The following is a 23,872-nucleotide window of genomic DNA, read 5'->3' on the forward strand; positions in this document are numbered from 1 at the left end:
GCTCTCATGGCGACGACCGCTTGTTCTCGTCGTCCGCGTCGGGCCATCCGCGCTCGACCAGGAGCTGCATGGCGCGCTCGATCGGAATCCGGGTGCGACCGTGCCGGCCGTCGAGCCAGGCATAGCCCTCGAGCCGCTTGCGGGCCGCCGCTTCGATCGCGGGGCGGCTGCTGCCCTCGACGACCTCCAGGTGCGGTCCGGGCGGCAGCGACTGCTGGCGGGCGATCAACCACCAGGGACCCGCTGTCGGCAGATGCGGAAACAAGGCGAACAGGACAGCGATCAGGACGCATGCGCAGGCGATGCCGGCAAAGAGCGCGAGCGCCAGGGCGCCGATCAGCCGTGCCGAGAGATCGCGCGGCTCGTACCCGGCCGGTGTCGTCGGCGGCGTCATGAGGGCGCCCTTGCTTCCCGCCGTCCCAGCCGCTCGAGGATCAGGGGCGCGGCGGCGAACATGGCCGCTGTCAGCACGCCCAGCCCCAGCAGCGACGCGATCGCCGCGAGGGCGGCGACGGTCTCGTGATCCGGCACGGTCGGCAGCACGAGCCAGGCCATCTCCAGCGCCTTGCCCAGCAGCACGACGAACGCGAGGGCGAGAAGCCAGCGGACGCCGTTGCGGACAGGCGGGAAGAAGAGAAGGAAGGTCGGGCCGAGATGCAGGGTCGCGATTGCGTACTCGGCCGCCGCCCAGAAGCCTTCGCCGCGGCGCCGATACCACGCCACGCTGGCCGGCAGGTTGTTCGACCAGATGATGAAGTACTGCATGAAGGCGAAGTAGGCCCAGAACAGCAAGGCGCAGAGAAACAGGCCGCCCAGCAGGCCGGCCTGGCCGGACGGACGGGCGCTGGTGAGGCGCACGACGAGCAGCACCGCCAAGGCGATGGTCATCTGATCCGCGAGCACATAAAGCCCGAAACCGGAAGAATGGAATTCGGGATCGAGGGACATCAGCCAATCGACCGCGATCGTGGTGGCGAGTATCACGTAGGCGATCAGGCCGGCTGATGACACCGGCACGGACCGGGCCGGCCGCATGACCAGCAGCAGGGCGAGGGCGGCGAGGCAGACGAAGAAGAGGACCGTGCGCAGGACGAAGAAGGCAGGCGAAAGATAGACGGCGCGGTAGCCCGAACGCGCCTCGTGCACCCAAGGGTAGAGCGCGGCGAGACCGATCAGGATCGGCAGCGCGGCGATGGCGGCGAGGGGAAGCAGGACCAGCGTGCTTTCGGCCGGACAGGCGAACTCATCGCGCCAGCGTCCCGGGATGAGCCGCATCATCATCAGGAGACCGAGGGCTCCGATCGGCAGGCCGCTCCAGAAGGCAAAGCCCGTGAGCCAGCCGGCCAGCGCGGCCCGGGCGTTCACAAAGGCAAGCAGGAGGGCGACCGCGCAGGCGATGACGCCGACCGCGAGGCGGAGGCGCGCGTCGTTCATCGTCCGCCTCCGTCGAGCTTCGCGCGGTCCGCGTCGGTCAGGACGGAGGCCGGTGCATCCTGGCTGAGCTGGAGCGCGCGGATGTAGGCCGCGATCGCCCACCGATCGGCCGGCGAGACGCGGTCGGCGTAGGAGTACATCACGCCGTGGCCGTTGGTGATCACGTCGACGAAGTAGGATGAGGGAGCGTCGCGCAGCCGGTCGATATGGAAGCTGGGCGGATGCGGGAAGCCGCGGCTGGGCACGATGCCCTGGCCATGGCCGGAGAGATCGTGACAGGGCGTGCAGTAGATGCCGAACCTCTCGCGGCCGCGCGCCAGCAGCGCCTCGGTCATCGCCGGCCGCTCACGCAGCGCCTGACGCTGCGCCGGCGCGTCGCGGGCAATCGTGCCGTCGGGCGCGGCCTGCAACGACTTGCCGTCGCTGAAAAGAACGCTGCGCTCCTCGGAGTCGTACCGCGGCTGGTGACGCATCTGGTCGCACGACGACACCGCCGCCAGCAGGATCGCCACGATCGCGAATCCCGGATTCATTCCGGGATCTCCGTGTGCTCGACCGGCGACACCCGGACCGGCGTCAGAGTCTCCAGGAAGGCGCGCGTGCGGCCTTCGTCGAACAGCGGATCGTTGCCGAAGACCAGCAGGAAGAACTTGTTCGAGCTCGCCAAATGAAACTCGTCGAGGTCGAACAGCGGATGGTGCAGCCGCGGCAGACGATTGAGCGCCAGCATGCTGCCGATGGCGAACAGGACGGCGAACAGCACCGTGAGCTCGAAGGTGATCAGCATGAAGGCTGGGTTCGCGACCAGCGGCCGGTTGCCGATATCGATCGGGAAGGCGTAGTTGGTGTAGACCTGCATGCCGTAACCCACGGCCGCACCCAGGACACCGCCCAGCAGGGTAAGAAGCGGCACGCGTTGATCCTTGAAGCGGAGCCGCTCCGCGAGGCCGTCGATCGGGAAGGGCGAATAGGCCTCGAGCTGGCGCAACCCTGCATCCCGCGCCTTGTCGACGGCGTCGAGCAGGCGCTCCGGCTTGTCGAACTCGGCCAGCATGCCGAACAGTCCGGTGCCGGGAGCGGACTCAGCCATGCGCCGTCTCCGTCGCTTCTTCCGCTTCTTCCTTCTCCTCGAACAGGGCCTCCTTGACCTCGAACGAGGAGATGATCGGCAGGAAGCGCACGAACAGCAGGAACAGCGTCAGGAAGACGCCCAGCATGCCGGCGAACAGGGACCAGTCCCAGAAGCTCGGGTGGTACTCGCGCCAGGACGAAACCAGATAGTCGCGATAAAGCGTCGTCACCAGGAGCATGTAACGCTCGAACCACATGCCGACCGTCACCGAGAGGCTGATCAGGAAGAGCAGGAGCGGCTGCCGGCGGACGCGGCGGAACCAGAGAAGTTGCAGCGGGACGAAGTTGGCGAGCACCGCCCCCCAGTAGCTCCAGGCATAGACGCCGCCCAGGCGGTCGAGCAGGGTGCCCATCTCCTGATGCTCGCCGGCATAGAGCGTGTCGAACACTTCCGACCAGTAGCCGTAGGCGGTCATGAGCCCGGTCGCGAGCAGGAACTTGGCCAGGAGATCGAGATGCCGCGGCGTCACGAGGTTCTGCAAGCCGAGGGCATGGCGAAGGATGACGGCGATCATCGACACCACGGCAAAGCCCGAGAAGGCGGCGCCGAGCACGAAGTAGGGCGGGAACACGGTGGAGGTCCAGCCCGGGATCGGTCCGGCGGCGAACAGCAGCGAGACTTCCGAATGGACAGAAACCACGAGAGGCACGGCGATGGCCGCCGTAAGCCGGTAGGCCTGCCGCCAGCGCGCCCAGTGATGGGCCGCGCCCCGCCATCCCAATGCGAACAAGCCGAAGAACACCTGGGCGCGCCGCCTGGTCGCGCGGTCGCGGGCCGAGGCGAGATCCGGAACAATGCCGATGTACCAGAACAGGATCGAGACGATGAGGTAGGTGAGGACCGCGAAGAAGTCCCAGGTGAGCGGGCTCTTGAACTGCGGCCACACCGTCATCGTGTTGGGATAGGGCGCGATCCAGTAGAACAGCCAGGGCCGGCCGAGATGGACGAGCGGGTAGAGGCCGGCGCAGATCACCGCGAACAGCGTCATCGCCTCGGCGAAGCGGTTGAGCGAGTTGCGCCAGTGCTGCTCAAGCAGCAGCAGCATCGCCGAGATCAGCGTGCCGGCATGGCCGATGCCGAGGAACCAGATGTAGTTCGAGATGGCGAGGCCCCAGGCGACGGGGATGTTGTTGCCCCAGACTCCCACGCCGTACCAGAACAGCACCGTGACGGAGACGAAGAAGGAGAGCAGAAGCAGCAGCGCGACGCCGAAGCAGATCCACCAGGCGCGCCGCTTCGGATAGTCGAGGGCTATGCCGACGATCTCGCCGGTGATCGCAGCGTAGCCGCGCGCGGTCGGTGCGAGATCCGTCATGACGGACGCCGGCCGGGGCCAATGCGCGCGAGGTAGGTGGTGCGCGGCCGGGTGTTGGCCTCCTCGAGCAAACTGTAGTCGCGCGGGCTCGCCTTCCGTTTGCTGACGGCGCTTTCGCGATCGATGATGTCGCCGAAGACGATCGCCTGCGTCGGGCAGGCCTGCTGGCAAGCGGTCACGACGTCGCCGTCGCGGATCGGACGGCCGGCGATCTGCGCGGCGATGCGGGCGGCGCTGATGCGCTGGACGCAATAGGTGCACTTTTCCATGACGCCACGACTGCGCACGGTAACATCGGGATTGCGCATGGCGCGGATCTGCTCGGGGTCGTTGCCGGTGTACTCGAACCAGTTGAAGCGACGAACCTTGTAGGGGCAATAGGAGGCGCAGGTCCGGGTGCCGACACAGCGGTTGTAGACCTGGAGATTGAGGCCGTCGTGGCTGTGCACCGCGGCATTGACCGGGCAACCCATCTCGCAGGGCGCCTGTTCGCAATGCATGCAGGGAACGGGCTGGAAGCTCGAGACCGGCTGGTCCTTATCACCCTCGAAGTAATGATCGACACGTAGCCAGTGCATCTCGCGACCCTGCTCGATCAACTCCTTGCCCACCACCGGGACGTTGTTCTCGGCCATGCAGGCGACCATGCAGGCATTGCAGCCGATGCAGAGATCGAGATCGATCGATATGCCCCACGACGGGCTGTCCCAATGGCGGGGAGGGTAGAAGCTGGCGGTTTCGGGGTGCTTTTTCACCGCCGCATCGGGAGTATCGACGCGGCGCACGAAGTCGAAGCCGTCCATCTCCTGGTTGAGCTGGGTGCTCGCCACCACGAGACGGCTGCCGGTCGGGGCAAGCGTGGCGCCGGCGACCGTCCACGAATTCACATCGTTGCAAAGAGCGAAGGCATCGTAGCCTAGACCGTGCGGCAGCGGCCCGGGCCGGTCCGCGCCATAGCCCACAGTCAGCGTGACGGTGCCGTCGTCCTGGCCGGGCGCGATCCAGGCGGCGCCAATGATGCGGCGTCCATTGGCCTCAAGCCGCAGCTCGTCTCCCCTCGCGATGTTGCGCTGGGCCGCGAGCCCGGGGCTCACGAGGAGGACGTTGCCCCAGGTCACCTTGCTGATCGGCTTGGGCGTCTCCTGCAGCCACGCGTTGGTGGCGAAGCGACCGTCCCAGATCGACGGATCGGGCCGGATGTCGACCGAGAGTCCGCTCGCCGGGGCCGTCTTGATAGAGACGTCGCGGTTCGCGACGGCGGGGACAACTGGCGCGGGCGCGCTGTCGGCCACGAAGCCCCGGACCAGTGCGTCGCGCCACCGGTCGTCGAAGTCCTGGCGCCAGGCATCGCGCCAGGTCGCGCGGACAAGATCGTGGTCCGATCGCGTGTCGCCAGCCCAACTGTCGAGGACGGCGTGAAGCGAGCGCACATTGTAGAATGGCCGGATCAGCGGCTGCGTGAGGCAAACCGTTCCGTCGACCGAGCGGCCATCTGTCCAGCTCTCGAGATCGTGCTGCAACGGGACATGCCAGTGGCTCAGCCCCGCCGTCTCGTCGGCATGGAGGCCGGCATGGAGCGTGAACTCGACCTTCCCGAGCGCCTCTCCAAAGCCCAGCCCCGCGGGGGTCGCGTAGCCCGGATTGACGTCGAGCATCACGAGCGTCGTGACATGTCCTCCCCGCATGTCCTCGACGAGGCTGCTTATCGAACCGCCGTCGCCGGGCGCCGGAACGGCGGCAATCGGGTCAGTGAAGATCAGCGTATTGCCGAAAGCACCCAGCCGCTCGTTGACGAGGAGCGCCGTGGCATGCACTTCCGGCGTCTGCAGTGACCCCGCGGTGACAACGGCGGAGCCGCGCTTGGTATTGATTGCCGTGACAATCTGATCAACCCATGCGGTCTCGGTCGGAGACAGGGGGTTGGCCGGCGACGGGCCGACGCCGAGCGCCCGGGCGATCGCTGTGGCAACAAGGCCGAGCCGCGGTGATGCAACGGTAAGGCGGTGGTCGGCCGTCGAGCCGGTTGCGGTCAGGCTGGGCTCGGCGACGAACAGGGTCGAATCGCCTTGCCCGCGTTGCCGCGCCAGTCGGCGCTGCGACCATCGGCGGGCGCTCACGGCCTGCCGCGGCCCCGGCCCGAGGAAGTCGTCGTCGAGGCTGACCACCACGTTCGCCTTGTCGAAACGAAAGTGCTGCTCGAGCGGCCGGCCGAACACGCGTCGTGTCGCCTGTTGACGGTTGACATCGGCCAATGGCTCGCTGACATGCCACCGCGCGTTCGGCCAGCGCCGAAGAAGATCCGAGATCTGACGCAGAAGGGTGGGCGAGGTGACGGCGCCGGTGAGCAGTCGGAATCCCCCGCCTTGCCCTTCGTCGAGCATCAACTTGCGCTTGGAAACGGCGGCATCGCAGGCCGCCCAGGTCGCGGTCCGGCCGAGCAACTGCGGCGCCTGCGATCGCGCCGGGTCGTACAGGCCGAGCAACGCGGCTTGCATGAAGACGTCGGTGGCCCCGCCGGTCGCGGGATGCTCCGCATTGCCCTCGAGCTTAACCGGCCGTCCGACATAGGTCTTGCCCAGGACCGGCTGGGCATAGCCCGCGAAGTTCACGGCCGTCGCGTACCATCTGGGCTTGCCGGGCACGACGAATTCCGGCGCGTTGACATAGGGAAGGGCGCGCTCGTCCGCGCGGGCGCGTTTGCCCGCCGCCGACGCCAGCGCGAGCGACGCCGCCATGGCGCGCAGCAGGGAGCGGCGGTCGACATCGGGTGGTGTGCGACGATCACGATCCATGTCCGTCACCTGTGGCACGTGCTGCAGTCGACGAGCTTGGTAGGCTCGATGTGATAGTGCGCCATCATGCGGCGGCCGAAGTCCTTGTGACGCTCGGGGTGACGGTCCCACGCGCTCCAGTCCATGCGCGTGACCTGGTCGCGCGGCCGCAAGCGAGGCGCGGGGTCGCGGTGGCAGGCGAGGCACCATCGCATCTGAAAGGGCTCGGCACGCGCCAGCAGCGGCATGTGGTCGACGCGGCCATGACAGGCGACGCAGGGGACGCCGCGCGAAACGTGGATCGAGTGATTGAAGTAGACGTAGTCGGGCAGCCGCGCGATGCGGCGCCAGGCGATCGGCGTGCCGGTGGCGAGACTTTCCCGGACGGGCGCGAGCATCGGAGCGCCGGTCCAGATTTGTGAATGGCAGGTCATGCAGACATGGGTCGGCGGCAAGCCAGCCTGGGCGCTGACCTCGACCGAGGTGTGGCAGTAGCGGCAGTCGATGCCGAGCGCGCCCGCGTGATGGGCATGGCTGAACGGCACCGGCTGATCGCGAACCCAGCCCACCGCGGTGGTGTATGTCGAGCCCATGAAACCGCCGAGGAAGACAATGCAAACCGCAAAGACCAGCACGACGAGCAGTGCACCGGTACGCAAGCGGGTGTCGGCCGATGCGGTGAAAATCTGCGGCATGTGGGGCGACGCTCCGCGCGCAAGGTCGCCCGTTGAACGATCTGGACTATCGGACGGTTGCGCCCAAGCGCGCGAATGCGGCGGATGGTGGCGCCGCCGGCGGCAGCGGCACCTTGGCCTTGTCGAGCTTGGTCTCCAGGATCGGAATCCCTTCCATTGGACGATGCTGCTTGCAGGCGGCCTTGGCGTAGCCGCCCGCGGCGTTGGCGCGCGGAGTGGTGGTGGTGCTGACGACGTAGCGCTGGTAGCTCCTGGAGAGCGTGACACAGTATCTCTGGTCGGCTGGCACTGGCCGAATCCCTTGGGCGTGAACCGTCGGCGGCACGCCGAGCAGGACGAAGCAAAGCGGGAGCAATCTCTTGAGCCTGGGCATGTGAACCTCCTGCAGGATGAACCTCCTGCGGGAGAAACGGGCATCCAAAGGATCGTGTTGCGATGTTCTGAGGAAGACATGTCGCCCGCCGCTCGCGATCGCCCTGCAACGCGCGACGCGCTTCGGACGTTCAATTGAAAATGCAACTGGCCATGACGCCCTCGTTCTCGCGAGAAGCGTCGGGAGGAATGAATGTCCGGGAGTCTCAGCCGCCGCGACCTCGTTCTCGCGGGCGCCGCCTTCATCTCGATCTCCGGCCGATCGCAAGCGCGAACCTACGGCGGTGCGGTTCCCTGGACGCCCGGCATAGCCGATGCACCCCGGGGCGTTGCCGAAGGCGAGCTCAAGTTCTTCACCGCCGCCGAGGCGGCGTTCGTCGATGCTGCCGTTGCCCGACTGATTCCCGCCGACCATCTCGGGCCGGGCGCCAAGGAAGCGGGCGTCACGACATTCCTCGACCGCCAGCTCGCCGGCCCCTACGGCCGTGCCGAACGCTGGTACATGCAGGGGCCCTGGCAGGACGGGACCAAGAGCCAAGGCTACCAGAGTCGTCTTTCGCCGGCCGAATTATATCGTGTGGCGATAAAGTCGATCGACCAGCATTGCCGGCAACGCTTTTCCGGCAAGACCTTTGCCCAGTTGTCGGCCGACCAGCAGGACCGGATCCTGACCGAGATCGAGAAGGGAAAGCTCAAGATCGAGGACATCGGCCCGCATGCGGTCGCGATCGAGGGCGCCAAGGGTCCTCACAGCGATACCTTCTTCGCCGTTCTCATGCAGAACACGATCGAGGGCTTCTTCTCGGACCCGATCTATGGCGGCAACCGGGACATGGTCGGCTGGAAGCTGATCGGCTTTCCCGGCGCGCGCTATGACTATCGCCCCTATGTCGGCCGGCACGGCGAGAAGCTCGACCTGGCGCCCGTCGGCATTCGTGGCCGGCCGGCCTGGAACGACCAGCAAAGTTGACCTGGGAGGTGGAGATGGCGAAGAAGCTGCCGGCGGTGGATGTGGCGCTTGTCGGCTTCGGCTGGACGGCGGCGATCGTGGCCGAGGAGCTCACGGCGGCCGGGCTCGACGTGCTGGCGCTGGAACGCGGCGCCTGGCGCGACACGCCGACCGATTTCGCCGTCACCTTCGCGCAGGACGAGTTGCGCTACATGTGGCGGCGCAGCCTGTTCCAGGAACCGGCGCGGCAGACCCTGACCTTCCGCAACAGCATGGACCAGACGGCGCTGCCGATGCGCCATCTCGGCTCTTTCCTTCCCGCAACCGGCGTGGGCGGTGCGGGCATCCACTGGAACGGCCAGAACTGGCGTTTTCTGCCGACCGACTTCGTCGCCCGCAGCCACAACGAGGCGCGCTACGGTACCCTGCCGGAGAGCATGACCGTCCAGGACTGGGGCGTGACCTACGACGAACTCGAGCCCTACTACGACAAGTTCGAATATCTCTGCGGCATCAGCGGCAAGGCCGGCAATATCAAGGGCCGGATCCAGGATGGCGGCAACCCGTTCGAAGGGCCCCGCGCCCGGGACTATCCCAACCCACCGCTCGACATGGTCTACGGGCCGACCCTGTTCGCGGCCGCGGCGAGGGAAACCGGACACAAACCCTTTCCCTGTCCCGCCGCCAACATGTCGAGGGCCTACACCAATCCGCTCGGCGTGACGCTGGCGCCCTGCAGCTACTGCGGCTTCTGCGAGAAGTTCGGCTGCGGCAACTATTCCAAGTCGAGCCCGCAAACGACCATTCTTCCCGTGCTCATGCGGCGCAACAACTTCGAGCTCAGGACGCAGTGCGAGGTGCTGCGCGTGAATTGCGACAGCAGCGGCAAGCGCGCCACGAGCGTCACCTACATCGACACCGAAGGCCGCGAGTTCGAGCAGCCGGCGGAAATGATCTTCCTCTGCGCCTTCGCGCAACACAACGTGCATCTGCTTCTACTGTCGGGCATCGGCAAACCGTACGACCCGAAGAGCGGCGAGGGCGTGGTCGGCCGCAACTATGCCTACCAGATCGTATCGTCGGTCGACGTCTTCTTCGACGACAAGATCATCAACCCTTTCGTCGGCGCGGGCGGGCTGGGCGTCGGGATCGACGAGTACAACGGCGACAACTTCGACCATGGCGGGCTCGGCTTCATCGGCGGCGGCTATCTGGCCTGCTGGAACACGCACGGCCGGCCGATCGAATTGCATCCGACGCCGAAAGGGACGCCCAAATGGGGAAGCAAGTGGAAGGAGGCCGTCGCCAGGAACTATCTCACGACCGCGACGATCTCGACCCATGGCGCGGTCATGAGCTACCGGACCAACTATCTCGATCTCGACCCGACCTATCGGGATGCCCATGGCCGGCCGCTGCTGCGGCTTACCTTCGATTTCGGCGACAACGAGCATCGCATGTCGGACTACCTGACCGACCGCGCCGCCGAGATCGCCAAGGCGATGAAGCCGCGCGAGATCCACGCCAAGAAGCGGAACGGGCACTATTCGGTCGTGCCGTACCAGACGACCCACAATACGGGCGGCGCCGCGATGGGGACCGATCCGAGGACCAGCTTCGTCAATCGCTATCTCCAGAGCTGGGACGTCCCCAATCTCTTCGTCATGGGCTCGAGCGTGTTCCCGCAGAACGCCGGGTACAACCCGACCGGAACGATCGGCGCGCTGACCTACGCGGCCGTCGACGCGGTCAAGAACATCTATCTGAAGAATCCCGGTCCGATGGTGCAAGCCTAGCTGGAGGCAAAGGTGAATATCGCCGCGGCATGTCTCTTCCTCGCCTGCATCCTCGGCCTGGCCGCCGAAGCTGCTGCGGCCGACACGTCCTTCGCCCGCGTCGAGCGGGGCCGTTACCTGGTGACTGCGGGCGACTGCGTTGCCTGCCATACGGCGAGCGGTGGCAAGCCCTTCGCCGGTGGCCGTCCGATCCAGACACCCTTCGGCACGATCTTCTCGGCGAACATCACGCCCGACCGCGAGACGGGCATCGGCGCGTGGACCGACGAGGAATTCTACAACGCCCTCCATTCGGGCGTCGCGCCGTCCGGCGCGCATCTCTATCCCGCCTTTCCCTATCCGTACTTCGCCAAGGTGACGCGCGAGGATGTGCAGGCGATACGCGCCTATCTCGGGACGCTCGATCCTGTGAAATCGACGCCGCCGCCGCCCGATCTGGCCTGGCCGCTCGGTCATCGCTTCCTGATGAGCGGATGGAACGGCCTGTTCTTCGATCAGGGCACGTTCCAGCCGACCGCCGGCAAGAGCGACGAGTGGAACAGGGGCGCCTATCTCGTGCAGGGGCTCGGCCATTGCGGCGCCTGCCATACGCCCAAGAATTTTGCCGGCGGCGACGAAACGGACCAGGCGCTGCAAGGCGGCCTCGTCCAGGGCTGGTTCGCGCCGGATATCACCAATGCCCAGCGCACCGGCATCGGATCGTGGAGCGCCGACGATCTGGTCGAATATCTCGAGACCGGCCGCAACAAGCATAGCGGGGCGACCGGCCTGATGGCGGAGGTCGTCGCCGATTCGACCTCCGGGCTCAGCAAGCAGGATCTGCATGCCATCGCCGTGTATCTCAAGGGTCAGGAGGGACGGCAGGCCGAAAACACCGACCCGCCCCCGCAGAAGGTCATGGCCGCCGGCAAGGCCATCTACTCCGACAGTTGCTCGGGCTGCCACCAGATGAACGGCAAGGGGGTGCCCGGCATGTTCTCGCCGCTTGCCGGCAGCGCCAGCGCCCAGTCGAACGACCCCACGACGCTGGTCCGGATCGTGCTGCAGGGAACGCGAACAGTGCCAACGGACACGCGGCCGACGCCCGCCACCATGCCGGCCTATGGCTGGAAGCTGACCGACGGACAGATCGCGGCGGTCCTCACCTTCGTTCGCAACGAATGGGGCAATGCCGCCGAGCCGGTCGAGGCGGGCGACGTCGAGAGCGTCCGCCGGGCGCTGCGGAGTTCCAGCCGCACCGCCAAATGAACGGCCGGCGAGGGAACGCTTCGGTGGCCGCGACGTTGCGTGTCGGTGGATTCGACCGTCAGCACGGCGGACATCCTTCTCCGCCTGGCCGCCGCCGTAGCCGCAGGCGCCATCATCGGCTTCGACCGTGGAACGCGCGGCCGGATCGCCGGCCTTCGCACCATGATCCTGGTATGCGTTGCGGCTGCCGGCGCGATGATCGAGGCCAATCTGCTCCTGTCCGTCCACGGCCGCAGCGAATCGGCCTTTTCGGTGATGGACACGCTGCGTTTTCCGTTGGGTGTGCTCTCGGGCATCGGCTTCATCGGTGCAGGCGCCATCCTGAAGCGCGGCGATATGGTAATGGGCGTCACGACCGCAGCCACGCTGTGGATGGTCACGGTGATCGGGCTCATCCTCGGCGCCGGCTACTTCCTGCTGGGCGGCGCGACGGTCGCGATCACCTTCGTCGTGCTGGCGCTGGTGGTGAAGCTCGAGCCGCTGATGCATCGCCAGCATCAGGCCGAGCTCACCGTCGAGCTGCGTGCGGAGGGGCCCACGATGGAGCGGCTGCGCTCGATCGTGACCGATGCCGGCTACAGGGTGACGACGCTTGCGCTCACCGAGTCGGACAAGCGCCGGCTTCGCTGCCGCGTGACGTGGCGCAGCCGCCGGACGCCCAACGACATTCCGCCCGTCGTCGTCCGGCTGCGACAGGAGCAGGGCGTGCTCAGCATCGATTGGCAGCCGATCGATGCCGGCCAGCACTCGGACTAGACCAGTCCCGCCGGAGCGCTCCCTCCCGCTTACGGCGATATCGCCGGCAGTACGAGTCGACGAACGACGCGAGATCGTCGTGGATCGCGACAGGCTTGGCGTATTGCGGGATGCGGCCTTGCTCGGTGGCCCGGCCGAGGCCGGTCCGCACCAGGACGGGGCGGCAATGGGCATGCACAGCGGCCTCGAGGTCGCTGACCTGGTCGCCGACGAACGGCGTCTCGGCAGGCTTTGCACCCAGCCGCCTCATCGCCTCGCACAGCATGCCGGGCGACGGCTTGCGGCGTTGCGAGCGGAAGTTGTCGGTGCAGCACAGGATGAGATCGAGCCGCGCATGGCGGTGCGCCAGGACCATGCGCAGGCTGCGATGGATCGCGTCGAGCTCGTGCTTGCCGATGATCCTGTCGTCGACCTCCGGCTGGTTGGTGCAGATCGCAACCGCAACGCCCTCGCGATTGAGCCGGGCAATGGCGCTTGCCGCGCCGGGGATCAGCCGGAGCTCGGCCGGCGACTTCACGTTGTACTTGCGGTTGATCGTGACGACGCCGTCGCGATCGAGCAATACCGTCCGCATCGCTAACCTGCGACTGCCTTCATCATCTTCGACGGCCGGGCCGGGCGCTGGAGCTGATCGAAAGTGCATTGGCGCGGGCTCTTGTCCGGACGCCAGCGCAGGAAGCGGGTGCCGTGGCGGAAGCGGTCTGCCGTGACGTGATCGTACTGGACCTCGGCCACCAAACGGGGCTTCACGCCTTCCCATTCACCGGACCGTTCGGTCGACCAGCGGCTCGGCCCGCCCGGCGCCTTGCCGGTGAAGCCCGCGCCGCGCAGCCGCTCGAGCTTGCGCGTCAGCGCCGCGCGTTCGCTATCGGCGATGCCCGACGTGAATCCGACGTGGTCGAGCCTGCCCTCCTCGTCGAACAGGCCGAGCAGCAGGGAGCCGACGAGCCGGTCTCGTTCTCCCTCCCGGCCGGTGGCATAGCGGAAGCCGCCGACAACGCAGTCGGCGGTGCGCAGGCACTTCACCTTCAGCATCGTGCGTTCCCCGGGCCGATAGGGTTCGTCGAGGCGCTTCGCCACCACGCCGTCGAGAGCACCGCCGCCCACCCGTTCGAGCCATTTCACCGCCTCCGCGCGGCTGCGGCTTGCCGGCGAGAGGCGCAGGACATCCGGCACGTGGCGGCCGCGGAAGAAGGCCTCGAGCCTGCGACGGCGCTCGCTCAGCGGTTCCGACAGGATGTCGTCGCCCTCGGCCGTTTGCAGCATGTCGAAGACGATGAGAATGGCGGGTGTCTCGCGCGCGAGGCGGTCGATGCGACTTCGTGCCGGATGAAGGCGCATCTGCAGGGCGTCGAAGACCAGCCCGTTGCCGATCGGGACGGCAAGCTCCCCGTCGAGCACGAACTGCGATGCTGCAGAGCCGGAGAGGCTCGCCACCACCTCGGGAAAGTACCGTGTCAGGCTCTTGCCCGACTTCCCGATCAGCTCGACCTTCCCGCCGTCGCGGACGGCCAGGCAGCGGAAGCCGTCCCACTTCGGCTCGTACTGCCAGCCTTTCCCTGTTGGCAGGGCCTCGACCAGGCGGGCCTCCATCGTGGCTGGCGGCCTTGCGCCACTACGATGTGGCCTGCTCATCGGGGGCGCGGTTGGTGAAGCGGGCGTTGCCGAGGCCCGTGCCGATCGTGAAGATTCCCCACCGGCTGACATCCTGCATGGCCGCCACCTCGCTCAATCCCTGAACGACGGCGTCGTTGTGGATCACGAACAGGGGCTCGTGGCCGTGGATGTGCGGCAACCGCTGCGCGAGCTCCCGCGCCAGATTGAATCCGTCGCCCTCCCAGTTGCCCGGCAGATTCTGCCCGCCCTGGCGTATGACGCCGTGCTCGTCGATCAGGCCCGGACAGCCGATGCCGAAGAAGGGCGCGAGCTTGAGCTTGTGTCCGGCGGCGCCTTCGACCAGCTCCTGCGCCATCTCGGCCATACGGTCGATCGCGCCGTCGCGCGAAGGCTGGTCGTCTCGGTGCCGCCAGTGCAGATGCTTCCAGACGCCCGCCCTGGAGAGCTCGCCCTTCTTGATCTTGAGCTCGATCACGCCGACCCGCAGGTTGCTGCCACCGATATCGGCGGCGAGAATGGCGTCATGGCCGTCGAGCACCCAGGCGGGCGCGAGCTGGACGGCGCCGACGAGGCCGGCCTTGTCGGGATGATTGCCGATCGTGGTCAGGTCGATGGCGATTCCTTCGCCGGTGAGGATGACCACGGCGCGGCCCATCGCGAGCTGGCCGATATGGCTCGCGCTCAGGCCGCCGCCGATGACGATGCGCTCCGTATCCTTCCAGGCGGGCAGGCGCAGGAAGCGACGGACCACCGTGGCGAGCTCGTTGGCGAACTCCTCGACCGCCGTGTGGACGAGGCCGGCGGCGATCGGATCGGCACCCTCGAGATAGCAATCGAGCCTGGCCTTCGAGACCTCGCCGGTCGGCGTGTCGCCGAACGGATCGTCGCCGCGGCGGCGCAGCTGGTCGCGCCAGTCCTCGATAATGGCGCGAAAAGCGCGGCCGCTGGCACGGTCGCCGACGAAGCCGTCCTCGTCGCGCAAATCCTCGTTGTAGGCGTCGACCGTGACGGCCGGAAGGATCCGCCCACCGTGCCCGAGCGCCGCAGGCTCGCCTGCGGCCTTTGCCGGAGTGTTCGCCATCCCGCCGATCATCGCCCCGAAGCAACGCAATGCCTTCCGGCAAGTTGCGGGAGGGTCGGCGGGAATGTTCGTTACTGTACCGCCTTCTCGCGCTTGAATTGAAAGTCCGGTCGGCGCAGTCTCGCTCGACTCCAGGAACGTTACGGTCAGGCGGCGGCCTCTCTCGCGAAGAGGGGCGCGGCTCGACAACTTTCGGGGGCAGCGCCATGCCGATCGTGCAGAACACGACCAAGCCGAAGATCCTGATCGTCGAGGACAGCTATCTCACGGCGGAAGCCGTCGGCGACCTCGTCAAGAAATGCGGTTACGAGGTGGCGGCCGCCGTCGGGCGGGTGGAGACCGGCGTCGAGTTCCTGCGCCAGAACGAAGTCGATGCGGCGGTGGTCGACATCGATCTGCACGGGACGGCCAGCTTCCCGATCTGCAATCAGCTCAGGCAGCGCGAAATCCCGTTCGTATTCCTCACGGGCTACGACAAGAGCTATGTCATCCCGCCCGAGTTTCGGGGGACGGTTCGGTTGTCGAAGCCCGTCGACGATCGCGAGTTCGAGACTGCTCTGGCGAACTTGACTCCAGCTCAGCCCATTGCGCTGCACGCCGAGCGCGGCAATCTCGTTCTCGACGGACTGCCGCCGCGGGCCTCGGGACTGCTCGAGCCGCAGCTCGAGCGGGTGACGCCGGCGGCGGAGGAGGTGCTGGAAACGCCGGGGGAGGACATTGCTTATGTCCACTTTCCGGTGACTGGCCTGATTTCCGTCCGGGCCTGCTCGGTACGCGGCCGGCGTATCGAGATGGGGCTGGTCGGCCGGGAAGGGCTGACGGGCGCCGGGATCCTGCTGGGAGAGCGGTGCAATCTCGGCGTCGAGATGACCGTCCAGCATCCCGGGGTGATGTGGCGGATCCCGGGTCGGACGCTGATCGAGCTTCTGCCGCTCGATCGCGATCTTCAGGCCCATCTCCTGCGGGCCGTCCATTCCTTCATGAGCCAGGTGGCCCGAAACGTGCTCGCTGTTGGATGCGGCACCATCGAGCAGCGGCTGGCGCGCCGGCTGCTCATGATGTCCATGCGGCTGGGCACGCGAAGCCTTGCGCTGACGCACGAAGGTCTGTCCAGGGTGCTCGGCGTTCGGCGATCCGGCGTGACGGTGGCGCTGCACATGCTCGAATCGCGGCGTGTGATTCGGGCGAGGCGCAACGTGATCGAGGTGCTGGATTATGCGGCGCTGATCGGCGAAGCAGGCGAAAGCTGCTGGACGGCGGCCGACTCCCGATTCGACGGGCTCGATTGATCGGCCGTGGTGCAACCGCGGCCCGGCGGCGGTTGTTCTCTTGGTGAGGAAGGGAGCCACGCCATGTCTCAGGCCAGATCCATCACCGACCATCAGCAGATCATGCGCTGGGCCGAGGCGCGCGGCGGCCGACCCGCCCGGGTCAGGGACACGGCTGGCCGGAGCGGCGAGGGCGGCGTTCTGCGTTTCGACTTCGACGGAGAGGATGCGTCCCTGGAAAGGATATCGTGGGACGAATTTTTCCGCATCTTCGACCAGAGCGGGCTGGCGTTGCTCGAACAGGAGGAAACCCGCGACGGTCGGACGAGCCGCTTCTCGAAGTTCGTCAACCGGTAGGTCGACGCTCTTCGGGATCGCGCGCATCTGAGCACCCATGAGCGGGCTGGAAGCCCGCGTCCCATGAGATGTCACGACTTGTCGAGTTGATGGCGGCTCTCGTGAGCGGAGTCTGCAGAGGTTCCGGTGACCGGCGAGCGGCCGCGGCCATCGAGGCTGTCGCTCGGCACGGTTGGCGCCACCTTGACGTCGCAGACGACCGTCCTGGCATCGCCATGTCCTTTCAGCACGTCGAGAAGGCGCTGCAGCGAATCGTCCGATCCCACGGTGCCGGCCACGTACAGGCGGCCCGCCCGGACCTCGATGGCGAGATTGCGTGCGTCGACGCTCGCCCGCGTGAGCTCGTCAGTGACGGCGTTTCGGATATCCTCGTCCTTCTGGATCATGTCGTCCCTCGTGGTCTGCCTCGACAGAGAACGCCGCGACGGTGACGGCCGTTGCCGTTCAAAGGGTCATCTGGTGGTAGATCTGCCGCAGGATGGCGCGGCGATCGACGTCGCCCTTGGCCAGCGCCTCGAAGAAGTTCTTCGATTGCTCGAGCGTGGTATGCGGCGGCAGCGCGATGACGTTGGGATCGGCTTGCACGTCGATGACCACCGGCTGGCGCGCCGCCAGCGCCTCCCGCCAGATCGGCACGACATCGTCGGCCCGCTCGACGGCGAGGCCGACGAAGCCCAGGAGGCGCGCATAGGCGGCGTAGTCGAAATCCGGCACGTCCTGGGTCTGCGGTACCTTCGGCGAGCCGCCGAGCGCGCGCAGTTCCCACGACACCATATTGAGGTCGCGGTTGTTCAGCACGGCCACGATGAAGCGCGGATCGGCCCAGTGCTTCCAGTACTTCGAGGCGGTGACGAGGGCGTTCAGGCCCAGCATCTGCATTGCGCCGTCGCCGACGAAGGCGAAGACGGGCCGGTCGGGGAAGGCGAACTTGGCGGCCGTCGCGTAGGGGATCGCGGGCCCCATCGTCGCCAGCGTGCCCGATACCGCCATCTTCATGCCTTGCCGCAGCTTCAGCGCGCGGGCGACGAAGGTGGTGGACATCCCGGTATCCACCGTCACCATCGCCGCCTCCGGCAGGCGCGCCGACAGCTCCCAGAACATCAGTTCCGGGTTGAGCGGATCGGCGGGCAGGCGGGCCTTCTCCTCTTCCTCGCGCCAGGTCTCGCGCGCGCTGGTCTCGATCGCCTCGCGCCATTTTCCGTCGGAGCGACTGCGCAACCGCGGCAGCAGGGCGCGCAGCGTGGCGGCCGAATCGCCCACCAGTGCCGCCTCCATGGGATAGCGCAGCGACAGCATCGCCGGATCGATGTCGATCTGCACACCGCGCGCCTGGCCTTCCCGGGGCAGGAACTCGCTGTAGGGGAAGGTCGAGCCCACCATCAGCAGCGTGTCGCACTCCTGCATCAGCCTGTAGGAGGCCTTTGTGCCCAAAAGGCCGATCTGGCCGGTGACATAGGGCAGGTCGTCCGGCAGCACGTCCTTGCCCAGCAGCGCCTTGGCGACGCCGGCGCGCAGCCGCTCGGCCACGTCCATGACCTCGGTGGCGGCTCCCGCCGCGCCCGCGCCGATCAGGATCGCGACCTTCTCGCCGCGATTCAGGATATCGGCCGCACGCTCGAGGTCGTGCTCGCCCGGCACGACCTGCGGCCAGGTGAAGTCGACGCCGGTATGGATGGTGCCGTGGGCATGCTCGGGCACCTCGACCGCGTCCGCTTCCTGCACGTCGTTGGGAAAGATGACGGCGGTGACGGTGCGGCGCGCCCGTGCGATGCGAACGGCGCGGTCGATCAGGTGACGGACCTGCGAGGGTGCGCTGCAGACCTGCACGAACTCGCTGGCCACATCCTTGAAGAGGGAAAGGAGATCCACCTCCTGCTGGAAATGGCCGCCGAGTGCGGACCGTGCCTGCTGGCCCACGATCGCCACCACCGGCTGGTGGTCGAGCCGGGCATCGTAGAGGCCGTTCAAGAGATCGATTGCGCCGGGTCCCGACGTGGCGATGCAGACACCGACCTCGCCGGTGAACTTGGCATGGCCGCAGGCCATGAAGGCCGCCTCTTCCTCGTGCCGTACCTGCACGAACTCGATGGTGTCCCGCGCGCGCCCCAGGGCAGAGACGATGCCGTTGATGCCGTCGCCAGGGTAGCCGAAGACGCGCTTGACGCCCCACTGCTGAAGGCGCGCGAACAGAAAGTCGCCGACGGTCGTGGCCATGCTGCGCTCCCGGGATGCCGGTGGAGGACTACCTCGAGAGAACGGCCGGCGACGCCGCGCGTTCCGGCAGAGCGGCCCTGTACACTGTCGTACCGGCTGTCGGAGATCCGGTTGCGGAAAGGGCTTGAAAAGCGCGTCTGCCGGGGCAGGATAGGGACGCCCTGACGTATTTTCGTCGAGGCGTCGTTCGATGGTCGAGGCGTACGTCGATGGAGTGCGACGGCGTATGTATTGATTCATTCATTGAGAGCAGCGCATTTCAGATCGGCCTGGCGGTTTTGGCGATCATTGCAACGGCTACCGTTGTCATCCGCACCGTCCGCACCGCCCTCTCGAAACGCCGCGCCATCCAGCGCGCGCGAGAGACGGTTCTCTTGCAGCGGCTGATCGAAGGCCTGTGCCAGGAGATCGCCGCGCTGCCCTCGCCGCCGCTGGCGACTGAAGGCATTCCCAAGCGCTTTCCATCCAGGGAGGCCGCGCAAACGTTCGGCGAGCGCTGGTCGCGCGGCGGCCCGGGCTCCTTTCGGGCGCGCGACATCGACGCCGAGGGGCGGGACGAGAACCATCCGAAGTTCAATGGCGAGGAAGCGGGTGGCGGCATTCTCTATGCCACGCCCGCGCTCTTCTTCGGCATGGAGGATCCGTACCGGGAGGACGACGGATGGTACGTCGAGTTCCTGCGCGCCAAGAAGTCGTGGCTCGAGAACTACCGCGCCCAGCTCAAGGAGGGCGTGCGGCCGTTTTGAGGCGTCGGGTGGATCGCTACAAGCAATCGCGCCCGATGCGGCGGTCCCAGGTCCGGGAGCATACCTCCTCGGCGTCCTCCCAAGCGCGCAGGCTCGCGCGCAGGAAGAAGGCGCGGCGCGTGCAGGAGAGGCGCAGGGACGTATCGATCCGGATCTTCCAGGCCTCGCGCGCGAGCGTGTCGGTGTGGCTGAGCTCGGCGATGGCGCTCGCGGGATCGTCGTCGTCGATCCGCCAGTTCCATTGGCCATGCGTGCCGAGTTCGAGGCCGAGTCGCTCGATGCGTTTCACGCCGGGCGCGACGGCGGTGATCTTGTCGGGCGGCGCGGTCTCTGGCCCCGGGAGTGGGCGCACCGCCTCCGGGGCGCGCGGCAGCCTGAGCGGCAGGTCGAGATTTCCACTGTGGATCGTCAACGTCGCGGTTTCCGGGCCTGGCCAAAGAAGCGGCCAGTAGCTCGTCGAGAGGGCGATGCGGATCCGATGGCCGGCAGGAAAAACCGAGCCTGCGTCGTTGAGCTGGAGGCGCACGCGGTAGCGACGGCCGGCGACGAGCGGCGAGGGCGCCGCGTGACTGTGGCGGTGCGCGAGGTTGAGGATGCCGTAGGAGACGCGCAGCGACTCGCCCGAGGGATGGACGTCGCACAGCCGCGCGACGAGGTGGGCGACCGGCTTGTCGGACTCGAGCTCGACCGCGAGCACGGGCGCGCCGAGGAGCTCCAAGGTCCGGTCGAGCGGCAGCGTCTCGAAGACGAGCGAGCGCGCGTCGTCCTCGCGCTGGTCGCCGGCCTGGTCGTTGCCGCCGAACGGGCACCATTGACCTGCATGCCTGCCCACGGTCTGCGGCGTGCAGACGGGTCGGGGCGCCAGCGGCGCCTCCTTCGTTGCCAAACCGTCGTCGGCAAGGAACAGGCGCCGTATCGTCCTGTCCGGCGGCGGCCAGCGCTGCTCCTCGATCCAGCGGCCGGGCAGGGTGTCGTGATGGCTGGCGGGCTTCACGCTTTCGGTCATCCACGCACGCAGCATCGGCTCGTTCATCACGCCCGTGTCGATGCCCTTCAGCCAGTGATCCCACCAGCGCAGCATCTCTTGCAGGAACCCGATTTGCGGGCCGGGCTGCGCGAAGTGCGGGTAGGCATGCGCCCATGGCCCGATCAGCCCCTTGCGCGGACACGACAGGCGCTCGAGCATGCGCGGGATGGCGTTGGTGTAGCCGTCGGTCCAGCCGCCGACCAGCCAGGTCGGGCACCGGATGGCGCCATAGTCCTCGCAGATCGAGCCGTGCTTCCAGTAGGCGTCGCGCCGCTGGTGCGCGAGCCAGGTCTCCAGGAACAGCGGCACGTTCTCGAGGCGCTCGCGCCACATCGTCCGCCAGCGCTCGCCCACCAGCAGGGGATCGGGCGGATGGCACATCGTGCGTAAGAAGAAAGACGCCCAGCCGAGTCCGTCGCCGAGCAATCCGCCGCCCATGTAATGCACGTCGTCGCGATAACGATCGTCGGTGGAGCAGATGGAGACGATCGCCTTCAGCGCCGGCGGCCGGCGCGCCGCTACCTGCAACGCATTGAAGCCGCCCCACGAGATGCCCATCATGCCGATCGCGCCGCTGCACCAGGGCTGACGCGCCAGCCAGGAAATCACCTCGAGCGCGTCGTCCTGCTCCTGACTTGTATACTCGTCGAAGATCAGCCCGCCGGAGTCGCCGCTGCCCCGGATATCGACGCGCACGCCGGCATAGCCGTGGCCGGCGAGCCACGGATGGGTCAGCGCATCGCGCTCGTTCGTGCCGTCGCGCTTGCGATAGGGCAGGTACTCCAGGATCGCCGGAACGGGGTCGCGCTCGGCATCGGCCGGCAGCCAGATGCGGGCGGCCAGCTCGGTGCCGTCCTTCAGCCGGATCGGCACGTGCTCGATCACGCGCACCTCGCGCGGGAACGCGGTCGCGATCACGGCCCGCTCCGGCGATTCATTCGCCGCGCTTCTTGGCGTCGTACTTGTCGAGGGAAAGTTCCTCGAGGCAATTGGAGAACTCCATCGAGGCCTGCATCTCGGCGGTGGGACCGGCGGCTTCCCTGGTGACGCAGCGGGCGGTACGCAGGCAATACTCCTCCTCCAGCCGGCGCTCCGACACGATCCCCTGGATGGTCCGCGGCGGCGGCTGCTTCAGGAGGGCAAGTCTGGAATTCTGGAAGTCCTCGCGCGCCGCGCTCAGGCACTCGTATTCGGTGCGCGCGGTCTTCGATCGGTCCGCTTGCGCCGCCGCCTGCGCCGCCCACAGGCAGGCGGCGACGATCAATCCCGTGCGAAGTGCCGACATGTCTCCGGGGTGCTCCGTCCTTGGTCCGCTGCTATCCTGCCAGCGCATCGAGCGGGGATCGATCATGATCGTGCGACGGCTTGCCATTCTCGGGGTGGCCCTCGTGGCCCTGCCGGTCTTGCCGACGGCGGTCCGGGCACAGGACTTGCGCGTGGTCGAGACGTGGCCTGCGGACAAGGCGAAGATCGCGAGCCAAAGCGAAGGCTTCTTCGTGCGCTTCGACCGTCCGGTCGATCACATACGCTCGACCCTCGAGATCAGGCGCGACGGCAAGATCATGCAGACGCTGCATCCGCGTTTGAAAGCCGCCCCCGAGATGCTGTTCGCACGGGTGCCCGCACTGGAGCCGGGCGACTATACGCTCGGCTGGACGGTCACAGCGCTCGACGGCGCCAATGTCATCCAGGGCGAGATCGCGTTCTCCGTCGCCGCCAACAAGAGCACGCCCCATTAGTAGTGGAACGGCGGACCGTGATCTTCAAGCCGTGACCAGTTTCTGTCCGGCCCGTATTCACCTTTCAGAACGCGCACGATCCCGATAGCGTGCGGGCTCGGGGATATTGTGTGTGGGGATTTCGATGACAGTTATTTCCAATGGCGTACGGCTGCCTGCCCAATTTAGGCTGGCCCGACGCGAACCGCAGCGTCTTCCGGCGACCGTTCTATGGCAATGGGTGCTTCGGCTTGCTTTGCCGCTGCTGACCGCGCTCGGCGGCTTGGTCCTCTATTGGATCTGGTTCGACAACGTGTACGGCCGACATTGGAGCGATACGGTGGGCGGCAGCGCGCTCGCCGTCACGCTGGTGTTGGTTGGAGTGTGGTCGATCGGCGCCTGGTTTTCGGACGCTGCCTGATTGCGGGAACGCTGCAATAGCGCGGACGAATTGTATCAGCGGCGGATTGTGCATACTTTCCGCTTGCTGCCGCGGGAAGGCCGCACTAAGAGTGCGGGCGGGTGAGGCGTCGTTCCGTAGGGGTACGGGCGGCGCCATAGTGTGTGGGATGAAAACAATGTCGAATGTGGCAGGCAACTGGGTGCCGGCGAGCACCCGTGAACCCTTGGTGCTGTCGGCGGCCAGGCGGCGGTGTCGTCAGTGCATCCGCTTCGCGCGGTCGCACTTTCTCCAGGCATGGCGCTGGACACTTCGGCTCTCGCTGCTCGCGCTGATGGTGCTCTCGGGTACCGCGCTCTACTGGCTCTGGTTCGACAATGTCTATGGCAGCGACTGGACCGCGATCGTGGGCGGCGCCTTCCTGTCGGTCGTGGCCGGGCTCGTTGCTCTGTGGAGTCTCGCCGCCTGGTGCTTCGACGACCTTCTCTGACGTCTGTCTGACGGCCAAGTACTGACTTTCCGCGCCGGCTAGTGCAGGAGCGGGACGGTCTTTGCTCCCGGGCGGGCGCGCAATTCCAGCACATAGGTCTCGGCCTTTACGGCCGCGTCCTTGCGGACGGCATCGGCGATCTGCCCCTCGCCGCTGGGATCGGCGGTCGACATGGCCTGGATCAGCCGATCGTTCTCCGGCGTGCAGGTGGCCGCGATCGCCTGCGCGACGGCGTTCGGCGAGGAGATCCGGTCGTCCTGCAGGCTGACATGGTTTCTGAGGCAGGCATCGCGCGCCTCGCGCTGGCGATTGATGAAGCGCGACAGGTGGCCGTTCTCGTAGGCCGGCGCGCACGCCTGGAGGAGGAGCGTCGAAAGAAGCAGGGTCGCGGCGGAAAGGCGCATGCAGATTTCCTTGTCGGTGGCGGCGGCAGATAGACCCCTGCCGCCGGCTTGTCGAGGGGGTTCGCCCTATGACGATCGTTCT

At 67.1% G+C, this 23,872-nt stretch carries 26 protein-coding genes; 10 read left to right on the forward strand and 16 right to left on the reverse strand.

Features of this window, described 5'->3' with window-relative positions; all coding sequences use genetic code 11:
• Window positions 1-4: 4 nt before the first annotated feature.
• From OJF58_RS18620 to OJF58_RS18655, 8 genes are read right to left on the reverse strand one after another with little or no spacing between them, the layout of a single operon-like run.
• Complete coding sequence (locus tag OJF58_RS18620; protein ID WP_300779223.1) at window positions 5-394, reverse strand: hypothetical protein; 390 nt, start codon at window positions 392-394, stop codon at window positions 5-7.
• Window positions 391-1,434 (reverse strand): hypothetical protein, encoded by a 1,044-nt coding sequence (locus tag OJF58_RS18625; protein WP_300779224.1) that lies wholly within the window; start codon window positions 1,432-1,434, stop codon window positions 391-393. The genes OJF58_RS18620 and OJF58_RS18625 overlap by 4 nt, the downstream gene beginning before the upstream one ends.
• Window positions 1,431-1,967 (reverse strand): cytochrome c, encoded by a 537-nt coding sequence (locus tag OJF58_RS18630; RefSeq protein WP_300779226.1) that lies wholly within the window; start codon window positions 1,965-1,967, stop codon window positions 1,431-1,433. Before OJF58_RS18630 ends, OJF58_RS18625 begins: the two co-directional genes overlap by 4 nt.
• Window positions 1,964-2,524, reverse strand: a complete 561-nt coding sequence (locus OJF58_RS18635) for a DUF3341 domain-containing protein (RefSeq protein WP_300779228.1) — start codon at window positions 2,522-2,524, stop codon at window positions 1,964-1,966. The genes OJF58_RS18630 and OJF58_RS18635 overlap by 4 nt, the downstream gene beginning before the upstream one ends.
• Window positions 2,517-3,881, reverse strand: coding sequence for an NrfD/PsrC family molybdoenzyme membrane anchor subunit (gene nrfD, locus OJF58_RS18640; RefSeq protein WP_300779229.1), 1,365 nt, complete (start codon window positions 3,879-3,881; stop codon window positions 2,517-2,519). Before nrfD ends, OJF58_RS18635 begins: the two co-directional genes overlap by 8 nt.
• Complete coding sequence (locus OJF58_RS18645) at window positions 3,878-6,784, reverse strand: 4Fe-4S dicluster domain-containing protein (RefSeq protein ID WP_300779231.1); 2,907 nt, start codon at window positions 6,782-6,784, stop codon at window positions 3,878-3,880. The genes nrfD and OJF58_RS18645 overlap by 4 nt, the downstream gene beginning before the upstream one ends.
• Window positions 6,679-7,347 (reverse strand): cytochrome c3 family protein, encoded by a 669-nt coding sequence (locus tag OJF58_RS18650; protein ID WP_300779232.1) that lies wholly within the window; start codon window positions 7,345-7,347, stop codon window positions 6,679-6,681. Before OJF58_RS18650 ends, OJF58_RS18645 begins: the two co-directional genes overlap by 106 nt.
• A gap of 46 nt (window positions 7,348-7,393) precedes the next feature.
• On the reverse strand, window positions 7,394-7,720 hold the full coding sequence (locus OJF58_RS18655) for a hypothetical protein (RefSeq protein WP_300779233.1): 327 nt from the start codon (window positions 7,718-7,720) through the stop codon (window positions 7,394-7,396).
• A gap of 192 nt (window positions 7,721-7,912) precedes the next feature.
• On the opposite strand from OJF58_RS18655, the gene OJF58_RS18660 reads away from it, so the two are divergent.
• The 4 genes from OJF58_RS18660 to OJF58_RS18675 are packed head-to-tail and all read left to right on the forward strand — an operon-like array spanning window position 7,913 to window position 12,468.
• Window positions 7,913-8,689 carry a gluconate 2-dehydrogenase subunit 3 family protein gene (locus OJF58_RS18660; protein WP_300779234.1) on the forward strand — a complete coding sequence of 259 codons (777 nt, stop codon included), beginning with the start codon at window positions 7,913-7,915 and terminating at the stop codon, window positions 8,687-8,689.
• 14 nt (window positions 8,690-8,703) lie between these two features.
• Window positions 8,704-10,464 carry a GMC family oxidoreductase gene (locus OJF58_RS18665; RefSeq protein ID WP_300779236.1) on the forward strand — a complete coding sequence of 587 codons (1,761 nt, stop codon included), beginning with the start codon at window positions 8,704-8,706 and terminating at the stop codon, window positions 10,462-10,464.
• A 12-nt stretch (window positions 10,465-10,476) separates the two neighbouring features.
• The gene (locus tag OJF58_RS18670) at window positions 10,477-11,712 is read left to right on the forward strand and encodes a cytochrome c (protein ID WP_300779237.1); all 1,236 of its coding nucleotides are present in this window, start codon (window positions 10,477-10,479) and stop codon (window positions 11,710-11,712) included.
• A 39-nt stretch (window positions 11,713-11,751) separates the two neighbouring features.
• Window positions 11,752-12,468: an MgtC/SapB family protein gene (locus OJF58_RS18675; RefSeq protein WP_300779239.1), complete on the forward strand. Its 717-nt coding sequence runs from the start codon at window positions 11,752-11,754 to the stop codon at window positions 12,466-12,468.
• Here the strand turns inward: OJF58_RS18675 and OJF58_RS18680 are convergent.
• The 3 genes from OJF58_RS18680 to OJF58_RS18690 are packed head-to-tail and all read right to left on the reverse strand — an operon-like array spanning window position 12,422 to window position 15,166.
• Window positions 12,422-13,042, reverse strand: a complete 621-nt coding sequence (locus OJF58_RS18680; protein WP_300779240.1) for an HAD-IIIA family hydrolase — start codon at window positions 13,040-13,042, stop codon at window positions 12,422-12,424. The genes OJF58_RS18675 and OJF58_RS18680 overlap by 47 nt on opposite strands.
• A gap of 2 nt (window positions 13,043-13,044) precedes the next feature.
• On the reverse strand, window positions 13,045-14,103 hold the full coding sequence (locus OJF58_RS18685) for an ATP-dependent DNA ligase (RefSeq protein ID WP_300779241.1): 1,059 nt from the start codon (window positions 14,101-14,103) through the stop codon (window positions 13,045-13,047).
• A complete protein-coding gene (locus tag OJF58_RS18690; RefSeq protein ID WP_300779242.1) occupies window positions 14,084-15,166 on the reverse strand; it encodes an ROK family protein in 1,083 nt (360 codons plus the stop codon). The genes OJF58_RS18685 and OJF58_RS18690 overlap by 20 nt, the downstream gene beginning before the upstream one ends.
• Before the next feature lie 206 nt (window positions 15,167-15,372).
• Here OJF58_RS18690 and OJF58_RS18695 point away from each other — a divergent pair, with 206 nt between their 5' ends.
• A complete protein-coding gene (locus OJF58_RS18695; protein WP_300779243.1) occupies window positions 15,373-16,455 on the forward strand; it encodes a response regulator in 1,083 nt (360 codons plus the stop codon).
• Window positions 16,456-16,518: 63 nt separating this feature from the next.
• Window positions 16,519-16,791 carry a hypothetical protein gene (locus OJF58_RS18700; protein ID WP_300779244.1) on the forward strand — a complete coding sequence of 91 codons (273 nt, stop codon included), beginning with the start codon at window positions 16,519-16,521 and terminating at the stop codon, window positions 16,789-16,791.
• A gap of 71 nt (window positions 16,792-16,862) precedes the next feature.
• Here OJF58_RS18700 and OJF58_RS18705 read toward each other — a convergent pair whose 3' ends face one another.
• Window positions 16,863-17,177, reverse strand: a complete 315-nt coding sequence (locus OJF58_RS18705) for a hypothetical protein (protein ID WP_300779245.1) — start codon at window positions 17,175-17,177, stop codon at window positions 16,863-16,865.
• Between the two features lie 58 nt (window positions 17,178-17,235).
• The gene (locus OJF58_RS18710; protein WP_300779246.1) at window positions 17,236-19,005 is read right to left on the reverse strand and encodes a thiamine pyrophosphate-requiring protein; all 1,770 of its coding nucleotides are present in this window, start codon (window positions 19,003-19,005) and stop codon (window positions 17,236-17,238) included.
• Between the two features lie 209 nt (window positions 19,006-19,214).
• On the opposite strand from OJF58_RS18710, the gene OJF58_RS18715 reads away from it, so the two are divergent.
• Window positions 19,215-19,751: a hypothetical protein gene (locus tag OJF58_RS18715; RefSeq protein ID WP_300779247.1), complete on the forward strand. Its 537-nt coding sequence runs from the start codon at window positions 19,215-19,217 to the stop codon at window positions 19,749-19,751.
• A gap of 16 nt (window positions 19,752-19,767) precedes the next feature.
• Here the strand turns inward: OJF58_RS18715 and OJF58_RS18720 are convergent, their stop codons facing one another.
• Both OJF58_RS18720 and OJF58_RS18725 read right to left on the reverse strand, forming a co-directional pair.
• A complete protein-coding gene (locus OJF58_RS18720; protein WP_300779249.1) occupies window positions 19,768-21,696 on the reverse strand; it encodes a CocE/NonD family hydrolase in 1,929 nt (642 codons plus the stop codon).
• A 16-nt stretch (window positions 21,697-21,712) separates the two neighbouring features.
• Window positions 21,713-22,063 (reverse strand): hypothetical protein, encoded by a 351-nt coding sequence (locus OJF58_RS18725; RefSeq protein WP_300779250.1) that lies wholly within the window; start codon window positions 22,061-22,063, stop codon window positions 21,713-21,715.
• A 64-nt stretch (window positions 22,064-22,127) separates the two neighbouring features.
• Here OJF58_RS18725 and OJF58_RS18730 point away from each other — a divergent pair, with 64 nt between their 5' ends.
• From OJF58_RS18730 to OJF58_RS18740, 3 genes are all read left to right on the forward strand, one after another.
• On the forward strand, window positions 22,128-22,517 hold the full coding sequence (locus OJF58_RS18730; RefSeq protein WP_300779251.1) for a copper resistance protein CopC: 390 nt from the start codon (window positions 22,128-22,130) through the stop codon (window positions 22,515-22,517).
• Window positions 22,518-22,641: 124 nt separating this feature from the next.
• Complete coding sequence (locus OJF58_RS18735; RefSeq protein WP_300779252.1) at window positions 22,642-22,917, forward strand: hypothetical protein; 276 nt, start codon at window positions 22,642-22,644, stop codon at window positions 22,915-22,917.
• A 157-nt stretch (window positions 22,918-23,074) separates the two neighbouring features.
• A complete protein-coding gene (locus tag OJF58_RS18740; RefSeq protein WP_300779253.1) occupies window positions 23,075-23,386 on the forward strand; it encodes a hypothetical protein in 312 nt (103 codons plus the stop codon).
• Window positions 23,387-23,424: 38 nt separating this feature from the next.
• On the opposite strand, the gene OJF58_RS18745 is transcribed toward OJF58_RS18740, so the two are convergent.
• Window positions 23,425-23,790, reverse strand: coding sequence for a hypothetical protein (locus tag OJF58_RS18745; RefSeq protein ID WP_300779255.1), 366 nt, complete (start codon window positions 23,788-23,790; stop codon window positions 23,425-23,427).
• Window positions 23,791-23,872: the final 82 nt, after the last annotated feature.

This window comes from Enhydrobacter sp. (assembly GCF_030246845.1).
GTDB lineage: Bacteria > Pseudomonadota > Alphaproteobacteria > Reyranellales > Reyranellaceae > Reyranella.

Coding starts and splice junctions, on each gene's coding strand:
- OJF58_RS18700 (WP_300779244.1), top strand. CDS start 16,519: ATGTCTCAGGCCAGATCCATCACCGACCATCAGCAGATCATGCGCTGG.
- OJF58_RS18635 (WP_300779228.1), bottom strand. CDS start 2,524: ATGGCTGAGTCCGCTCCCGGCACCGGACTGTTCGGCATGCTGGCCGAG.
- OJF58_RS18730 (WP_300779251.1), top strand. CDS start 22,128: ATGATCGTGCGACGGCTTGCCATTCTCGGGGTGGCCCTCGTGGCCCTG.
- OJF58_RS18655 (WP_300779233.1), bottom strand. CDS start 7,720: ATGCCCAGGCTCAAGAGATTGCTCCCGCTTTGCTTCGTCCTGCTCGGC.
- OJF58_RS18630 (WP_300779226.1), bottom strand. CDS start 1,967: ATGAATCCGGGATTCGCGATCGTGGCGATCCTGCTGGCGGCGGTGTCG.
- OJF58_RS18735 (WP_300779252.1), top strand. CDS start 22,642: ATGACAGTTATTTCCAATGGCGTACGGCTGCCTGCCCAATTTAGGCTG.
- OJF58_RS18620 (WP_300779223.1), bottom strand. CDS start 394: ATGACGCCGCCGACGACACCGGCCGGGTACGAGCCGCGCGATCTCTCG.
- OJF58_RS18680 (WP_300779240.1), bottom strand. CDS start 13,042: ATGCGGACGGTATTGCTCGATCGCGACGGCGTCGTCACGATCAACCGC.
- OJF58_RS18725 (WP_300779250.1), bottom strand. CDS start 22,063: ATGTCGGCACTTCGCACGGGATTGATCGTCGCCGCCTGCCTGTGGGCG.
- OJF58_RS18685 (WP_300779241.1), bottom strand. CDS start 14,103: ATGAGCAGGCCACATCGTAGTGGCGCAAGGCCGCCAGCCACGATGGAG.
- OJF58_RS18710 (WP_300779246.1), bottom strand. CDS start 19,005: ATGGCCACGACCGTCGGCGACTTTCTGTTCGCGCGCCTTCAGCAGTGG.
- OJF58_RS18660 (WP_300779234.1), top strand. CDS start 7,913: ATGTCCGGGAGTCTCAGCCGCCGCGACCTCGTTCTCGCGGGCGCCGCC.
- OJF58_RS18665 (WP_300779236.1), top strand. CDS start 8,704: ATGGCGAAGAAGCTGCCGGCGGTGGATGTGGCGCTTGTCGGCTTCGGC.
- OJF58_RS18650 (WP_300779232.1), bottom strand. CDS start 7,347: ATGCCGCAGATTTTCACCGCATCGGCCGACACCCGCTTGCGTACCGGT.
- OJF58_RS18705 (WP_300779245.1), bottom strand. CDS start 17,177: ATGATCCAGAAGGACGAGGATATCCGAAACGCCGTCACTGACGAGCTC.
- OJF58_RS18715 (WP_300779247.1), top strand. CDS start 19,215: ATGGAGTGCGACGGCGTATGTATTGATTCATTCATTGAGAGCAGCGCA.
- OJF58_RS18625 (WP_300779224.1), bottom strand. CDS start 1,434: ATGAACGACGCGCGCCTCCGCCTCGCGGTCGGCGTCATCGCCTGCGCG.
- OJF58_RS18745 (WP_300779255.1), bottom strand. CDS start 23,790: ATGCGCCTTTCCGCCGCGACCCTGCTTCTTTCGACGCTCCTCCTCCAG.
- OJF58_RS18695 (WP_300779243.1), top strand. CDS start 15,373: ATGCCGATCGTGCAGAACACGACCAAGCCGAAGATCCTGATCGTCGAG.
- OJF58_RS18690 (WP_300779242.1), bottom strand. CDS start 15,166: ATGGCGAACACTCCGGCAAAGGCCGCAGGCGAGCCTGCGGCGCTCGGG.
- nrfD (WP_300779229.1), bottom strand. CDS start 3,881: ATGACGGATCTCGCACCGACCGCGCGCGGCTACGCTGCGATCACCGGC.
- OJF58_RS18740 (WP_300779253.1), top strand. CDS start 23,075: ATGTCGAATGTGGCAGGCAACTGGGTGCCGGCGAGCACCCGTGAACCC.